This is a genomic window from Sphingomonas kyeonggiensis, from assembly GCF_014204495.1.
Classification (GTDB): Bacteria; Pseudomonadota; Alphaproteobacteria; order Sphingomonadales; family Sphingomonadaceae; genus Sphingomonas; species Sphingomonas kyeonggiensis_A.
Genome location: NZ_JACHLN010000002.1, coordinates 1 through 16755, shown reverse-complemented (window position 1 = coordinate 16755; position 16755 = coordinate 1). Strand labels below are relative to the sequence as shown.

Sequence of the window (16755 nt, the reverse complement as noted above, 5' to 3'; positions counted from 1 at the left end):
CCTCCCTGCAAGGGAGGGGTCGGGGGTGGGTTGCGACCCCGGCGAAGGCCGGGGGAGCCCAACGAGCCGTTGGCCTTGAACAGAAAAGACCGGGCATCGAGCCCGATCTTTTCTAACCCACCCCTAACCCCTCCCTTGCAGGGAGGGAGGGGAATTTCGGCGGCTATTTCTGCTTGGCGATCCAGTCGTTTACCACCGCCTCCAGCAGCGTCATCGGCAGCTGGCCCTGGGCCAGGATCAGGTCGTGGAAGGCGCGGATGTCGAAGCGGTCGCCCAGGGCCTTTTCGGCGCGGTGGCGCAACTCCAGGATCTTGAGCTCGCCGACCTTGTACGCCACCGCCCCGCCCGGCGCGCCGATATAGCGGGCGAGCTCGGTGTCGATGTTGATGTCGGCCAGCGCGGTATTCTCGGTGAAGCAGGCGCGGGCCTGTTCCCAGCTCCAGCCCATCACATGGATTCCGGTGTCCACCACCATCCGGCAGGCGCGCCACATCTCGTTGGAAAGGCTGCCGAACTTCTCATAGGGATCGCGGTACACCCCCATCTCGTGCCCCAGCCGCTCGGCATAGAGCGCCCAGCCCTCGCGGAAGGCGAGCAGGTCGCGCTGGCGGCGGAAGCTCGGCCATTCGGGGTGTTCCTGGGCGATCGCGGCATGGGTGTGATGGCCCGGCGCCGCCTCGTGCAGGGTGAGCGCGGGCACCTCGTAGAGGGGGCGCTGGTCGAGGTGCGAGGTGTTGACGATGAAGCGGCCGGGAAAGCCCCTGGAGAAGTCACCGCCGCCGGAGCGGGCGGTGGTGTAGCCCTCCTCCAGGTCCAAGGGCACGGGTTCGACGGTGAAGGGCTGGCGCGGCAGGGTGCCGAACCATTTGGGGAGGACACCGTCGATGCGCTTGGCGGCGGCACTGTACTTCTCGATCAGCTGCTCGCGACTGGTCGCATAGAAACGCGGATCGGTGCGAAGGTGATGCAACCAGGCCGAAAAGCCGCCCTGGAAGCCGGATTCGGCGATGACCCGGTCCATCTCGCCCCGGATGCGCTTTACCTCCGAGAGGCCGAGGGCATGGACCTGTTCGGCGGTGAGGTCCGTGGTCGTGTAGTAGCGCAGAAGATAGCTGTAATAGTCCCTTCCGCCGCGGATGTTCGCAATGCCGAGCCCCTTGCGGGCATGCGCGCGGTAGCGGCCGTCGATATAGGCCAGCATTGCGCGCTGCGCCGGGCGGATCTCGCGCTCCAGCACAGTGCGCGCTTCGGCGACCAGTGCGTCTCTTCCGTCCAGAGGCGCAAGCAGCGGATCCTCGGCGACCGGCCGCTCGACCTGCTTGCGGAGCACCGAAACGGCGACGTCGACCACCCGCACCGGCTGGGTCCAGCCCGTGGCGATGCCGCGTTCGAGATTGGCGCGCTGCTGCGCGAAATAGCCGGGCACCCCGCGCAGCCGGGCGATCCAGGCCCGGCCATCGGCCTCACTGCGCACTTCGACGCCTCGAGCGGTATAGTAGGGCGTGTTGTAAAAGCCCTCATGCGCGACGAACGCGAAGCGGCGCTCGTCGAAATCAATGCCCTGCACGCGCCAGGCGATGATCTGGCGGAGGAAATCCCGGTTCCTTCCATCCTCCGAAGCGCGCACATCCCCCGGCAGCGCGGCGAGCGCCTTATCGATCGCCAGCAGCTCCGCCTTGCGCGCGGCCATGGCGGCGGGCGTCTCGTCCGGCCAACCCTCGGGCGAATGCGAGGGATCGGAGCGCCCCGCCTCCATCGGGAAGCGCTCGGTGAACGCCTCGTACCGGGCGATCAGCGCATCGAGATCGGGAGAACCGGGCGACGCCGCCCCGAGCAGCAGCGCGCCGCCGAGCGGCAGGAGCAACAGACGCAGGGTGCGGATCATGTGCATTCTCCCTTGAGGGCCGGCCGGTTCTCGACACCAATCCTCCCCCGGAGGGGGAGGGGGACCAGCCGCAGGCTGGTGGAGGGGGCTTGCCACGAGCGGGATCGCTTGTGGCGTTCCCTCTCCACCACCGCCTTCGGCGGCGATCCCCCTCTCCCTCCGGGAGAGGATTTGAAGGGCGACACGCCCTAGTTCGACATCCGGGCCATCGACATCAGCAGCTTGGGCAGCAAGGTCGCGCCGGCGTGGAGCCGGATCGGGTGCGGCGTGCGCGGCACGACCGAGAGCTGCTCGCGGCTGTTGGTGGCGATCGCGGTGGCGACTTCGATGCCGAGCTGGGTGTTGATGCCGATGCCGCGGCCATTGTCGGCCTGGATCGCCAGCGCGCCGTCGCCGAGGTCATAGAGCTCGGGCAGGAAGGACGAGTTCACCTGAGCGAGGCCGTGCCAGATATAGTCGATCCGCGGATCGGGCATCGCGGCGAAATGCTGCTTCAGCCGGCGCTCCGCCTCGCGCAGATGCGCCTTGCCGCCGGTGACGAGGAACGACATCGGGAAGGCCGAGATCAGATGGCCCTGCGCATCGAGCCGCGCGGTGAAGAGATAGGGCACCTTGTCGGTGAAGGCGCCGCCTTCGGGCAGGATCGTCTCGCGCTGGCTGGCGCTGAGCGGCGCGGTGGCGAACTGGATGACGTTGAGCGGTAGCACGGTGCGCTTGAGCGCGGGGTGGAGCGCGGCATTGCCGCCATTGGCCGCCAGCACGACGCGCCGGGCCGAGACCGCGCCGCCGGGCGTGCGGGCGATCCAGCGGCCGCCTTCGAAGGCCAGCGCCTCGACCGGGCTCTGCGCGAACAGGCGCGCGCCCTGGCCGAGCGCGGCACGGGCGATGCCGCGGACATAGCCGAGCGGATTGATGCTGCCGCCCTCGCCGAAGCGCAGCGCGCCGCAATAGCGCTCGACGCCGAAGCGATGCCGGGCATCGCGCGCCTCGACGAAGCTGACGTCATAGCCGCGCGACTGCCATTGATTGGCGTAGCTGCGCTGGTTCTGGGCGAGGTGCTCGGTATGGGCGGGCGTGTAGAAACCGTCCTGCCGGGCATCGCAGTCGATACCGTGGCGGGCGATCAGGTCGAACACCGCGCGGGCCGAGCCGCCGATCATCCGGGTAAGCCGCTCGCCGCGCAGCCGGCCGAGCACCGGGCCGATCGTCTCGGGCGTGTGGCGGATATAGTCGGGGGCGATCAGGCCCCCGCTCCAGCCGGTCGCCTGGTCGCCGGGCTGGCCAGCTTCGAGCAGCACCGTGTCGACGCCTGCCTCGGCCAGATGGAGCGCCGTCGTCATGCCGGCGATGCCGCCGCCGATGACCAGCACCTCCGCCTCGACCTCGGTTGCCAGCGGCGCGAGATCGGGGCCCGGCGCCGCGGTGGCGACCCAGACCGGCGCCAGCGACGGCCCATCGCCTTCGCGACGGGAAATGGGCTGATGCTCCATCACCACGCCTTTCCAGGGGCGAAGCCGGGGGCCGGCGCGAAGGGCAAAAGCTCCCCCGCGACGTCCGTGATACGGGACGTTTGCATGTAATCCTGAACTCTCTGTTCGCTCCGGCAAGGGAGCGGTGTCTCTCTGCCCCGCAAAGGGGCGGTGTCTGTTGATCTCGGTCAGGCGATGGCGGGCGCGGCCCTCCCCACCCGCTCGGTGCGGCGGGCGATGGCGACGAAGGCGAGCACGAAGCAGAGCGCGACTGGCGTGTTCATGATCATCGGCAGCGACATCTGGTTGTTGCCGACGATGCTGACCGCGATGAAGATCGCGGTGCCTTCCTGGCGCATCAGATGCTCGATCCCGATCGCGATATTCTCGCGCCGGGTGAAACCGGCGAAGCGCACGATCGTCATCACCACGCAGACCATGATCAGGTTGAGCGCGACGGTGATCCAGAACAGCGCGCCGAGATTCTCGCGGAGCACCGGCACCTGATCGAACAGGATCAGGCCGAAGGCGCTGAACAGCACGACCATCGCGATGTTCTTGAGGTATTTCTTGAAGGCGATCGCGAAGGCCGGGCGCAGCGCGCGCAGGGTGAAGCCGGCGGCGGCGGGCAGCACGGTGATCGAGAAGATGTCCCAGAAGAAGGACGCCAGCGGCACCTTCACATCCGCCTCCAGCCCCATGAAATGGGCGAGCGCGAAATGCGCATAGAAGGGCACGGCGAAGATGTAGATCATGCTGAGCAGCAGCGTCATCGACATCGACAGCGCCAGGTCGCCCTTCGCCATGTCGGTGAACAGGTTGGAGAGCATGCCGCCCGGCGTGGTGGCGAGCAGCACGAAGCCGACTGCCAGCGCCGGCGTGGGCGCCACGGTGAGCGCGAGGGTGAGCCCGATCGCGGGCGGGACGATCAGCATCGAGCAGACGCCGAAGATCAGCGCGCGCTTGTTGCGGAACACCTGGCGGAAATCCTCGGCGGTGAGCGACAGGCCCATCGAGGCCATGATCGCGATCAGCGAGCCGGGAAGCACCCAGTGGCCCAGGAAGGACATCAGATCGGCATAGGTCATATCCCGCTCCCCCTCAGGCCGGTTCGACAGTGATGGTGCAGGCGCCGCCCCGGCGGATCGTGCGGCAATCGGCCACGGCCTTTTCCAGATCCTCGTCGAGGATGCGGGCGCAGACATTGGCCTGGATCCAGCCGAACGGCATCAGCAGCCGGCCACCGGCACCGTAGAAGATGCCGATGTCGTAGAAGGGCCCTGGCGGCAGGCCCTGGGTGCTGCCGGGAGCAAGGTACGCGAGCACAATGTCGCCGGCGCCGGGATAGGAAGTCGCGTTCTCGGCCGGGATCGGCGGCTGGGCCATGCCTTCGGGCAGCGATGCCGAGGGCATCGGGATCGAGATTTCCGGGCCGGTCCAGATCGCGTGCAGTGCCTCGAATGAAGCGCGGCGCGTGGCGAGATCGCGGAGGAAATCGCAGGATTGTGGCGCCGCCTGGGGCAGCAGCCGGCAGCGCGCCGACAGCCCCGATTTCGGCTCCGTGAACTTTACCAGATCCATCGAAAGCATGCCCCTTACTTGCCCGTCGCCATCGACAGATATTCTTCCCGTTGCAGCGCGATCGGCACATTGCCGTTGGTCCAGAGATAATCGTGGAAGCGCTTGAGATCGAAGGACTTGCCTTCGCGTATCCGGGCTTCCGCGAGGAACTCGGTCGTCTGCATCTTGCCGATCTGGTAGCTGATCGCCTGGCCCGGCGCGGCGGCGAAGAAGGTCGCTTCCTCGTGCGCGGTGGCCGGGTCCATCGGGACCGTCTTTTCCAGATAGTCGGCGGCCTGGGCGATGGTGAATTCACCTAGCGCCAGCTTCACGTCCACTTCGACCCGAAGGGCACGCAATCTCGCAAAATTGTAGATGATCTCGCGCGTCTTGGGCGCATCGGCCCAGAAGCCGGCCTGGAGCATCATCTCCTCGGCATAGAAGCCGGTGCCTTCATTGGCGCCGCTGTCATAATAGCGGCGGCGCAGCGGATCGGGGTTCCGCCAGCTCAGGCTGAGCTGGAAGAAATGGCCGGGCACGCCTTCATGGACGATGATCGGCCGCGGATCGCGCGCGATCGAGAGGTTGAAATAGCCGAGCTTGGGCGAAGGATCGGGGAGATAGACGGTCGCGTCCTGCCCGGTCCGGTCGATGCTGGTGAAATCGAAGGTGCGCCCCAGCCAGCCGATCGGTGCGAGATAGGCGGGGAAAGGCTGGGCCTTGTAATGCCCCACCCAATCCGGAACCGTCAGCAGCTTCTTGTCGGTGAGGAATTGGCGGACCTTGAGCTCGTCGGCATCGAGCTGCGCCGTGACCGCGCCAATCGAGGCGCCGATCGGCAGCTCGGGGAGCCCGGCATTGCGGTTGCGCTCAAGCGTTTCGAACAGCACCGAGCGCGCCCATTCCTGGCGGCCCATCGCGACGAGCTGCTCGGGCGAATAGGGATAGATGCCGACATTGCCGAGGAAATAGAGATAGGATTCGCGGCCCACCGCGGTCTGCTCGGGCAGGCCGGCGCGCTTCGATTTCAGGAACTCGGCATAGCCGGCGAAGGCGGTGATCGCCTTTTCGACGGCGGCGCTGAGGCGCTTCTTCTGGCCGGCATCGGCATAGGGAGCGAGGCCGGCGGCCATGCCGCGCAGGCTCTCCGGCACTTCGGCGATCTGGCTGAGCGCGACATCGACGAACGGCCCGCGCATGTCGTCCAGGTTGGCGCGGCCGGCGGCGAGGATCGCGGGCGCGTTGCCGAGCAGGTGGATCACTTCGTCCAGCCGAGCATGCGAGACCGGCGGCTTGGGCAGCAGCAGCTCGAACACCGGGTTGAGCGCCTGTGCGGTGTAGAAATGCGGCTGGCGGCGCCAGGCGGCGACATGGTCCATTTCCCAGTGGACGCGGGCCAGCGCCGAGCCGACCAGCCGGTAGTCGACCTTCTCGCTGATGCTTTGCGGGGCGCTCTCCAGCGCCTTCCAGCGCGCCTCGAACGCGGCGAGCTGCTTGCGCTGGGCTGCGATAGCGGCGGGCGACCAGTCGGGCAGCCAGCCGGCGGGGCGGACGATGCGCGGGATATCGTCGCTGCTCGCGGGTTGGGTGGTGCCGCGCCATGCCCAGAAATCGGCGCCGAGCTGCTGGACGGCCGGCTGGGCAGCCGCCGCTTGTGCCACCAGCAGGGTGGCGCCTCCGATCAGAACCGCGATGCCCCGACGCAGCATGTTATTTCCGGTTCTTCACGTTGCGATCGAAGAACTCGACCATCTTCTTGAACGAGAAGCGGGTCTGCGGGATGTTCTCGGCGTCCCAGGGATGGTTGGCGCCCGGCAGCGTCACCAGCTCGAACATCTGCTCGCGCTGGATCATCTGCTCGGCCAGCGCCATCGTGTCCGAATAGAGCACGACGGAATCGCGGGTGCCGTGGATGATCATCAGCGGGTCCTTGATCCCCTTGGCCTGGTAGAGCGCCGACTGCGCTTCGTAGCGCCTGGGCATGTCGGGTCCCTCGGGCGGGCCCATGATCCACATCTGCGCCGGGAAGGCATGCCAGACATTGGTGGCGGGCGCGCCGGCGATGCCCGCGGCATAGAGGCCGGGCTTCTTCGACAGCGACATGATCGTCATGAGGCCGCCATAGCTCGAGCCCCAGATGCCGATGCGCCTGGGATCGGCATAGCCCTGGGCGATCAGATAGCGGACGCCGCTCTCGAGATCGTTGATATCGGTCTCGCCATAGCTTTCGTACTGCGTCTGGTTGTGGTCGCGGCCCTGGCCCCAGGAGCCGCGGATGTTGACGGTCAGGACGATATAGCCCTGCGCGACGAAATACTGGTCGAGCCCCCAGGTCGGGTGGGCACGGCGGCCGCCCCACTGGTTGTGGACCGCGTCCGAATAGACCGAGCCGACGATGACCGGGTATTTCTTGGCGGGATCGAAATTGGCGGGGACACTCACGCGACCCAGCAGGTTCATCCCGTCGACATGGCTGGGGAACTGAACGTAACGCGTCTTCGCCCAGGTCTGGCCGTAGAACTCCGGCTGGGGCGATTTGGTGACCTGCGCCGCCTTGCCGGGCTTGGCGGTATCGATGACGAACAGCTCGGGCGGCAGGTCGTCATTGCTGTACCAGTCGGCGATGCGGCTGAAATCGGGGGAATAGACCGGCTCGTGCGTGCCGCCGGCGGGGCCGCTCATCTGCTCGATCTTTCCGCCCGCTACGGGAACGCGGTAGAGCTGGCGATCCTGCAGGGCGGACTTGTTGGCGGTGAAATAGAGCTGCTTGTTCTTGTCGTCGACTTCGAACGACGCGATTTCCCATTTGCCGCTGGTGATCTGGCGCGGGGCCTCGCCGGCCTTTTTCTGGTGATAGAGCTGGAGCCAGCCGTCGCGATCGGTGAGGATGATCAGGCCGTCATCGCCCGGGGCCCAGGCGACTTCCCAGTCGGGGCGGAGATGCTTCGCTTCACGCAGCTGGTAGAAGGTCTCGCGCGCGCCGGTGGCGGCGTCGTAGAGATAGATGGTGTGTTCCTTGGCCTCCATGTCGGCGCTGCTGACGAACAGCTTCTTGCCGTCATGCGACAGGCCATAGCCCCAGACATCGTGCTTGGCATCGGGGCGCTCGAACAGGCGGGGCTGGCCGCCGGCGAGGCTGACGAGACCCACGGTCGTCTTGCTGGTCTCTTCGCCCGGGAAGGCGCGGATCACGCGGTTGTTCTGGAGCTTGCCCTTGGCGTCGTAATAGATGTCGCGCTCGGGCATGGCGCGGTCGTCGGCCTGCTGGAAGGCGATCGCCTTGCCGCTGTCGGCCCATTTGAAGTCCTCGATATAGAGCTTGGGGTCGTCGCTGCCCGCAAGGCGGGTGGCGGTGGCGCCCTCCCCCGCCTTGGTGTCGCGGACCCAGAGCTGGCCGCCGCCCGCGACGGGCGTGCCGGTGGGTGCGGCGGCAATGAAGGCGAGCTTGCTGCCGTCGGGCGAGACGGTGAGCTTGCGGATGCCGCGCTTGTCGGCCTCGGCCTTGACGACCGTGCCGTCGGCCTCGCGGATGTGGAGCTGGCCGCCCAGCGTGAAGGCGATGCGGCCGTTGGCGAGGAACACCGCCTGGGCGATGCCCCTGGCCTCGGCTTCGGGCTTGGAGTCCTTGCCGAGGAAGGTCAGGCGGGTCTTCTGGCCGGTCTTCGGCGACCAGGACCAGATGTCGCGGAACGAATAGCCTTCGTCGTTCCACAGGAAGAGGACCGCGCTGCTGTCCGCCGCCCAGCTGTATCCCAGCGGCTCGAGACCGACGAGGCTCTTGTAGCGATAGAGCTCGTCGAGCGAGAAGCTGGTGCCCGCCACCGCCTGGGACTGTTGCTGCTGGGCCGATGCGGAAGGCGCCGCATTCAGCGATGCGATCGCCAGGGCCACCGACATCGCATGGACGGAAACGCGGAACTTCATCATCTTCCCGACACCTTCACTCATATTCGTCACGCCGGCCCGAAGGCCGGTTGCCGGCGACGACGGCCCGCCCGCCGCCGCCGGACTAGGGGCCTCAGAACCGCTTGCGGAAACCGACCGTGAAGCGGCGGCCGATCGCGTCATAGGTATCCCGCTCGTAGAGCTGGAACGGCGGGTTGTGATCGCCGAGATTGTCGATCGTGCCATAGATGCTGAGCGACTTGTCGATGTCGTAGGACGCGCTCAGATCGAAATAGCTGATCTGGCCGGTCTCCGGCACCGCGAGCAGCGGCATCGCCGCGCCCGAAGCCTTGGCCGCCGCGATGCGCCCGTCCTTCACCGAGCCGATGAACCGGTGGCGCAGCGAGACCTGGAAGGCATCGGTCACGTCCCAGGTCAGGCGCTGGGTGAAGCGCCACTTGGGGTTGGCGTTGCCGCAGCTGCCGCCGCCGATATAGCCCGCGCAATCGACCGCCGCGACGATCGGGCTGCTCTGGACCACGCTCTTGATGAGGTAGCTGCCGGCCAGATAATAGCTGAGGCTGCCGAACGAGCCGGTGTCGTACTTGTAGTCGAGCCGGAAATCGACGCCCGACGTCTCCATCGAGGCGATGTTCGCGTTGAGCAGCGGCACGTCATAGAGCTGGCCGTCCGACGAGCGGTGGTTGAGCGGCTGGCAGAAGACGTTGCTCATCGACAGGTTGGCGCGGCAGGCAGTGATGACCGACTGGAGGCCGCCGCCGAACGCCGCGATCGCGCCGTCGATCTTGATGTTGTAATAGTCGACGGTGAGCTGGAGGTTCGGCACGAAGTCCGGACGGAAGACCGCACCGAGCGACCAGGTGTCCGAGGTTTCCTCCTGCAGGTTCGGATTGCCGCCGGTGATCGCGCGGATCTGGACATTCTCCTGCTGGAACACGTCGATCACGCTCGACGGCACGCCCAGCGAACTGACGCAGAAGGTCCGCTCGGCCGCAGTGCGGTTGGCACCGGTGGCGTTGCAGAAGTCGGTCGCCTGCGGCGCGGTGTTGGTGGCACCCGAATAGAGCTCGACAACGTTCGGCGCACGCACCGCGCGCTGATAGAGGCCGCGGATCTTGAGGCCCTTGACCGGCGAATACTCGCCGCCGGCCTTCCACGAGGTCACGCCGCCTGCGGTCGAATAGTCCGAATAGCGGATGCCGCCCTCGAACGAGAGCATGTGGACCAGCGGCATGTCGGCCAGGATCGGCACGACGAGCTCGCCATAGACTTCCTTGACGTCGAAGCTGCCGCCGGTCGCCTGGATGCCCGCCGAGCGCGAGAGCGCCTTGCCCTGGATGTAGAGCTGGTCGGGCGTGAAGGTGGAGCTTTCCTTGCGATATTCGGCACCAACCGAGATGCCGACATTGCCCGCCGGCAGCTTGAACAGCGTGCCGGTGATGCTGGCGCCGGCCTGCTTCTGATCGAGGACGGTGATGTTGGTGAGGTTGGTGTAGATGTAATCGATCATCGGCTTGGTCATCGACATCAACCCGAACGGGTTGATCGTGACGCAGCGCGTGTCGGTGGTGAGGCAATCATAGGGATTGCTGGGGTTGGTCAGGAACGCGTTGGCGAAATTGTCGATCAGGACGCCGCCGCCCTGGACTTCGGTGATCCGGACATGGCCCTGGTTGTAGAAGGCTTCCCAGTTCAGCTTGTCGGTGAGCGCGCCGCGCAGCCCGACGACATAGCGCGAGAATTCGCGGGTCTGGTCATCGGTACGCGAGCCGAAATCGAGCAGGCGGCGATTGATGTTGAGCGAGACCAGATTGTCGCCATCGGCATCGAGATTGGTGCGCAGGAACTCGCGCAGCGAGGACGAGAGATAGGGATTGCGCAGGTCGAACTGGAAGTTCGGCAGGAAGCCCGAGCTGCTCATCGGCACCGCGCCCAGCGTCGAGTTGATCTCGCTGCGGACGTAATTGCCTTCCCAGAAGGCAGTGATGTTGTCGGTCACGTCATAGTGACCGGTCAGCGCGCCCGACCAGCGCTTCATCGGCATCTGGAGGTTGGTGTAGGGGCGATCGTTGAAACCGTCGCTGGTCTTGTAGGCGCGCCAGCCTTCGGGCGCGAAGAAGATGCCGGCGGTGCCGATCGTGTTGCCGTACGGATCGACCTTGCCGACCAGCGCCGGGGTGAAGATCGTACCCTGCGGCGTGACGCCGTTGCCGCCGGGGACGAGCACGCCCTTCCCGCCCTGCACCGCATCGACCAGGTAGAGCGAGGCATGCGCGCGGGCCGAGCCCTTGACGATGCCGCGGTCATAATAGCTGCCGTTGAACACGATGTTGCCGCGGCCATCGTCGAAATTGCCGCCGACGGTGAAGTCGATGTTGTAGCGATCGGCATCGCCGCGATCGGTGAGGCCGTACTGGCCGCTGACCTCGAGGCCTTCGAAATTCGTCTTGGTGACGAAGTTGACCACGCCGGCCATCGCGTCCGAGCCGTACACGGCGGAGGCGCCGCCGGTGACGACTTCGATCCGCTCGATCATCGAGGGCGGGATCATGTTGATGTCGACGACGCCGTCCTGGCTGGCGCCGACGATGCGGCGGCCATTCTGCAGCACCAGGGTGCGCGCGGCGCCGAGGTTACGCAGGTTGACCGTGGCCGAGCCGTTGCCGGCGTTCGACTGGGCACCCGAGCCGGCGACCGCCTGGGGCAGCGCGTTGAGCAGCTGCTCGGTCTCGGCAGTGGCGGTCTGCTTGATTTCCTCGCTGCCGATGACGTTGACCGGGCTGTTCGAGTCGACGTCCGGACGCGGAATGCGCGAACCGGTGACGACGATCGCCTCGCTCGTTTCACCTTCCGGCTCGGCGGTCTGCGCGAACGCCGTGCCCATCATCATCATCGTGGCGAGCAGCGCGGAACCGCCCCGCAATCCCGCCCGCATCACCGCTACCCGCTTACTGCCCATGATCGTGTCTCCCCGAATGGATATGCCCGCCTGCCTCGTTACGTCCGGACGTCGTTGGCCGCGTCCATTTCTGTGAACAAGTGCGTGATTTTGAGCATATCGATTGATTGGGGTCAATTCGGGGTAGCGAAAAAATGTGAAAAGTGTCGCTTTCCGGTAACAAAGATGCCGTGAAGCCCGCGATTGCGCACGGTTTTTTCCCGGCATCCAACCGGCTCGATCCGGCCCGACCGCACCGATCGAACCGCCAGGAAAGCAGCGAATATGGAAGAGGAATCCGCAGTTTTCTGCCGATTCGCACCACTTCGGACCGGTCGACTGCACCCCACATGCCTCGGAGATAACACCGATTCGGTGCCTCTTGACCAGTGCGCATTCGCCGAGCATCGTATTACAAATCACGTGTTTTTCGTTTTATATGAACGGAGCGCGGCCGAACGGGCGCCGCGCGGCGAACCATCGCGAGGGAGGCTGACATGCGCGCAAGGACATTGGGGATCGCTCTGCTCCTGGCCGGGAGCGCCTTGCCGGCGGGGCTCGGCATCGCCCCGGCGATCGCGCAGCAGGCAGCGCCGCAGCCCAACGGCCCGCCCCGGGGCAAGGGCAGCCATGCCGATCTCGTCGCGCTGTTCACGGCCTTCGATGCGTGGAGCAAGCCCAGGGCGGTGAACGGCGTGGTCGACTACAGCCCCGCCGCGGTGGAGAAGCGCCGCGCCGAGCTCCGCGACTTCCAGGCCAGGCTGCCCGATTTCGCGGTGGCGAGCTGGGACCGGCATCAGCAGGTCGATTATCTCGCGGTGCGCGCGCAGATGGACCTGCAGGATTTCAGCCTGAACATCCTCAAGCCCTGGGCACGCGATCCGGGCATGTATGTCGATGAGCTGCAGCGGCTGGCCTATACCGAGCTGCCGCTCAAGGGCGAGGCGCTGGCGAGTTTCCAGGCGCGGCTGAAGGCGATCCCGGCCTATCTGGCGCAGGCGAAGGTCAATCTCGACTCGGTTGCCGCCGACTATGCCGATCTCGCGCTGCACAGCCTGTCGCATGGCGACGGCGTGGGGCACGGCATGCCCTATCGCGCGGTCGAGCCCGAGGGGCTGATCGGCTGGTTCGCCGATCTGCACGGCCGGGCGCAGAAGCAGCAGCCCGCGCTGCTCGGCGACATCAAGGCGGCCGAGGCCGCGATCAAGGGGTTCCGCGACTGGCTGGCGGCCGGGCGCCCGGCGATGACCGCGCATGCCGGGGTCGGCAAGCCGGCCTATGACTGGTTCCTCACCAATGTCCGGCTGATGCCCTACACCTCCGACGAGGTGGTGACCTTGGCCGAGCGCGAGCTCACCCGCTTCTGGGCCGACTACACCACGGAACGGCACCGCAACCGCAAGCTGCCCGAGCTGGAACTGCCCAAATCGGGCGCGGAATATGAGGCGCAGCTCGCGGGCACCGACGCCAAGATCCGCAAGTGGCTGAAGGATGAGGAGATCGTCACGATCCCCGACTATATCCCGGGCACCTATCAGGAAGTGGGCTTCAACGCGCCGTGGATCGTGCGGCCGACAGGGCCGATGTTCTGGGAGCAGATCCAGTTCCGCGACGCTTCCCCCGATCATCTCCACGCCACCTTCCCCGGCCACCGCTTCGACGGGATGACCGGCAAGCGGGTTACCGGTCCGATCCGCAGCAAGGTGAGCGACAGCGGGCGCACCGAGGGCTGGGGCTTCTACCTGGAGGAGAGCGCGCTGCAGCTCGGCCTGTTCGACGACCGGCCGCGCACCCGCGAGCTGATCTACATCTTCGGCCTGTTCCGCGCGGCGCGGACGATCGGCGACGTGAAGATGCAGCGCAACGAGATGACCGTGCCGCAGACCATGGCCTTCTGGAAGGAATGGACGCCGTATCTCGACGACAATGTCGCGCGCACCGATGCCGGCATCTATATCCGCCGCCCGCCGGGCTATGGCATGACCTATACGATCGGGGCGATGCAGCTGCAGAAGCTGCTGGTCGATCGCCGCCGCCAGCTCGGCGACAAATTCTCGCTGCGCGACTATCACGATTATCTGATGAACACCGGGCGGCTGCCGGTGTCACTGCTGCGCTACGACCTGACCGGCTATGACGACGAGGTACGCGGCTTCTGGCGGCACGTGCCGCTGTCGGCGGTGATGCGGTAGGACAAATCACCGTCATCCCCGCGAAGGCGGGGATCCAGGGTAGCTCGGGACAAATCGTGCAATCGAGCGCTCGCTAACCGGGGACGCCACCGCGGTCCCCTGCGCGCTCTGCTCGTGACTCTGGATCCCCGCCTTCGCGGGGATGACGGAGAAAGAGGCGGCGCGGGATGATCTTGAATTGTTGCCGTAAGCCCGCCAGCCAACTGGTATCACCCGTTACCGGATTGACGAAAGCCGCCGGCTCTCCAATCATCCGGGCATGACGGAACCCCTCCCCGCCTTCCCCGATTCCTTCAACATGGCGGACTATTTCGTGTTCGCGAATGTGGAGGCCGGGCGCGGGGGGAAGACCGCCCTGCTCTTCGAAGACCGGGCGATCAGCTATGCCGAGGTGGCGGCCAACGTGACGCGGGTGGCCGAGCGGCTGCTCGCCGGCGGGCTGCTGCCCGAGCAGCGGGTGCTGCTGTGCATGCGCGACTGCCCGGAATTCGTCTATGCCTGGTTCGGCGCGATCAAGGCGGGCGCGGTGGTCACCCAGATCAACCCGATGCTGCCGGCGAGCGACTATGCTTACTATCTCGGCTATGTGAAGCCGCAGTTCGCGTTCATCGACGAGACCAGCATGGCGGCGTTCGAGGCGGCACGGGAGGGCGCGCGGCATTGCCAGGATCCGGGATCGGTCATCCTGGTCGGCGAGGCGCCCGGGCTGCCGGGGTTCGACCGCTGGATCGCCGCGACCGAGCCCCCTGCCCCGCCGCCCTGGCCGACGCGCAAGGATGATCCCGCCGTGTGGCTGTTCACCAGCGGCACCACCGGGCAGAGCAAGGGCGCGGTCCATTGCCATTTCCACTTCGCGTACAACACCGAAGTCTATGCGAAGCGCTTCATCGGCATGGCGGAGAGCGACATCACTTTGTCCGGCCCGCGGCTCTATTTCGGCTATGCGACGGGCACCAATTTGATGTTCCCCTTCGCGGTGGGCGCGACCGCGATCCTGGCGCGCGAGCAGCCGACGCCGGAGAACCTGTTCGCGCTGGTCGCGCGGCATCGACCGACCGTGCTCACCAATGTGCCGACGCTGATCAACAAGATGCTCGAGGCCGAGGCGCAGGCGCCCGACCTGTCGAGCATCCGGATGATGTGGAGCGCCGGCGAGGCGCTGCCGCGCGAGCTGCACGCGCGCTGGAACGCGCGCTTCGGCGTGCCGATCATCGACGGGATCGGCAGCGCGGAGAGCTTCCACATCTATATCAGCAACCGGCCCGGCGACATCCGGCCGGGGAGCCTGGGCAAGCTGGTGCCCGGCTATGAGGCGGACCTGCTCGACGAGGCCAGCATGCCGATCGCCGGCGGCGAGATCGGCGTGCTGCGCATCCGCGGGGATAGCGCCGCGCTCTATTATCACGGCGACTATGCCAAATCGAAGCGCCACCTGGGCGGCGGCGCGATCGTCAGCGGCGACCTGTTCCGCCGCGATGCCGAGGGATATTGGTATTATGAGGGCCGCGGCGACGACATGATCAAGAGCGGCGGCATCTATGTCAGCCCGCTCGAGGTCGAGGGGTGCCTGAGCGAGCATCCCGCTGTGCTCGAATGCTGCGTGTTCGGCCGGGCCGATGCCAACGGGCTGGAGAAGCCGGTGGTGGTGATCGTGCCGCGCGAGGCCGCCGGGGAAGCGCTGGGTGCCGAAGTGCTGGAATTCGCCCGCGGCCGGCTGGCGCGCTACAAGGTGCCGCACCAGGTCTATCTGTCCGAAGTGCCGCTGCCGCGGAACGATCGCGACAAGATCGATCGCAAGAAGCTGCGGGAGATCTATCGATGATGCTCGGCGATCTGCCCTGGACGCAGGTGCAGGCGGCGCTGGCGAGCGGCCGGCCGGTGGTGGCGATCCTGCCGCTCGGCGCGGTCGAGGCGCATGGGCCGCATCTGCCGCTGTGCACCGACGTGATCATTTCCGAAGGCATGGCCCGGCGCGCGGCGGCGCTGCTCGAAGCGCAGGGCATGCACGGCTTCGTGCTGCCCGCCCTTGCCTATGCCCCGGCGCATTATGCCGAGGAGTTCGCCGGCACGATCTCGATCGGCGAGGCGACCGCGCGGGCGATCATCCTCGACATCGCCGCCAGCCTGAAGGCGCAGGGCTTTGCCTGCCTGGCGCTGGCGAACAGCCATTTCGATCCGGCCAATGTCGCGATGCTGCGAAGCCTGGTCCCCGCGGTGGAAGCGCTCGGGCTACCCCTTGCCTTTCCGGATTTCACCCGGCGGGCGCTCGCGGCCGAGCTGACGGCGGAATTCGTGTCCGGTGCCTGCCATGCCGGCCAGTTCGAAACCAGCCTCGTGCTCGCCGACCGGCCCGACCTGGTCGATGCGGCGACCTGCCGGAACCTTCGCCACAACCCGTCCAGCCTGGTCACCGCCTTCGCGGCGGGCGCAAGGACCTTCACCGAGGCAGGCGGCCCCGAGGCCTATTTCGGCCATCCCGCGCACGCCACCGCGGAGGAAGGCGAACGGACATCCGCGATCATGGCGGAAGCGCTGGTTCGCGCGATCGGCGCCGCGGGTGTGCCGGGCATGGCGGATCGAAGCGCGCGCGGCTGAAAATCGCCCGAATTCGGGCCTGGAAGAAGCCGGGAAATCCGCTCCGGGCCGCTGAGAGCAGATAAAACAAAACCCCGCCAAGTCGCTGGACTTGCGGGGTTTTTGTTATTGGCACGTTGGTTGCGGGAGCAGGATTTGAACCTGCGACCTTCAGGTTATGAGCCTGACGAGCTACCGGGCTGCTCCATCCCGCGCCAAACGGGTGGACGA

Annotated in this window: 10 protein-coding genes and 1 tRNA gene; 3 read left to right on the top strand and 8 right to left on the bottom strand. The window is 66.6% G+C overall.

All coding sequences use genetic code 11. The features are described 5' to 3' along the window. Positions 1-163: 163 nt before the first annotated feature. From HNP52_RS07960 to HNP52_RS07930, 7 genes are all read right to left on the bottom strand, one after another. Positions 164-1885: a DUF885 family protein gene (locus HNP52_RS07960; RefSeq protein WP_184165213.1), complete on the bottom strand. Its 1722-nt coding sequence runs from the start codon at positions 1883-1885 to the stop codon at positions 164-166. A gap of 188 nt (positions 1886-2073) precedes the next feature. Continuing rightward, a complete protein-coding gene (locus HNP52_RS07955; RefSeq protein WP_184165211.1) occupies positions 2074-3375 on the bottom strand; it encodes an FAD-binding oxidoreductase in 1302 nt (433 codons plus the stop codon). A 167-nt stretch (positions 3376-3542) separates the two neighbouring features. Continuing rightward, positions 3543-4442, bottom strand: a complete 900-nt coding sequence (locus tag HNP52_RS07950; RefSeq protein WP_184165209.1) for a bile acid:sodium symporter family protein — start codon at positions 4440-4442, stop codon at positions 3543-3545. Positions 4443-4455: 13 nt separating this feature from the next. Continuing rightward, the gene (locus HNP52_RS07945) at positions 4456-4935 is read right to left on the bottom strand and encodes a DUF3830 family protein (RefSeq protein ID WP_184165207.1); all 480 of its coding nucleotides are present in this window, start codon (positions 4933-4935) and stop codon (positions 4456-4458) included. 14 nt (positions 4936-4949) lie between these two features. Further along, on the bottom strand, positions 4950-6623 hold the full coding sequence (locus tag HNP52_RS07940) for a DUF885 family protein (RefSeq protein ID WP_184165205.1): 1674 nt from the start codon (positions 6621-6623) through the stop codon (positions 4950-4952). A gap of 1 nt (position 6624) precedes the next feature. Beyond that, positions 6625-8841: a prolyl oligopeptidase family serine peptidase gene (locus tag HNP52_RS07935; protein ID WP_184165203.1), complete on the bottom strand. Its 2217-nt coding sequence runs from the start codon at positions 8839-8841 to the stop codon at positions 6625-6627. Positions 8842-8932: 91 nt separating this feature from the next. Then, positions 8933-11779 (bottom strand): TonB-dependent siderophore receptor, encoded by a 2847-nt coding sequence (locus HNP52_RS07930; RefSeq protein WP_184165199.1) that lies wholly within the window; start codon positions 11777-11779, stop codon positions 8933-8935. A gap of 476 nt (positions 11780-12255) precedes the next feature. On the opposite strand from HNP52_RS07930, the gene HNP52_RS07925 reads away from it, so the two are divergent. From HNP52_RS07925 to HNP52_RS07915, 3 genes are all read left to right on the top strand, one after another. Then, positions 12256-13950, top strand: coding sequence for a DUF885 family protein (locus tag HNP52_RS07925; RefSeq protein ID WP_184165197.1), 1695 nt, complete (start codon positions 12256-12258; stop codon positions 13948-13950). Between the two features lie 259 nt (positions 13951-14209). Continuing rightward, positions 14210-15772 (top strand): benzoate-CoA ligase family protein, encoded by a 1563-nt coding sequence (locus tag HNP52_RS07920; protein WP_184165194.1) that lies wholly within the window; start codon positions 14210-14212, stop codon positions 15770-15772. Further along, the gene (locus HNP52_RS07915; protein WP_221416214.1) at positions 15769-16545 is read left to right on the top strand and encodes a creatininase family protein; all 777 of its coding nucleotides are present in this window, start codon (positions 15769-15771) and stop codon (positions 16543-16545) included. Before HNP52_RS07920 ends, HNP52_RS07915 begins: the two co-directional genes overlap by 4 nt. Before the next feature lie 117 nt (positions 16546-16662). Here HNP52_RS07915 and HNP52_RS07910 read toward each other — a convergent pair. Next, positions 16663-16739 (bottom strand) — tRNA-Met (locus HNP52_RS07910). Positions 16740-16755: the final 16 nt, after the last annotated feature.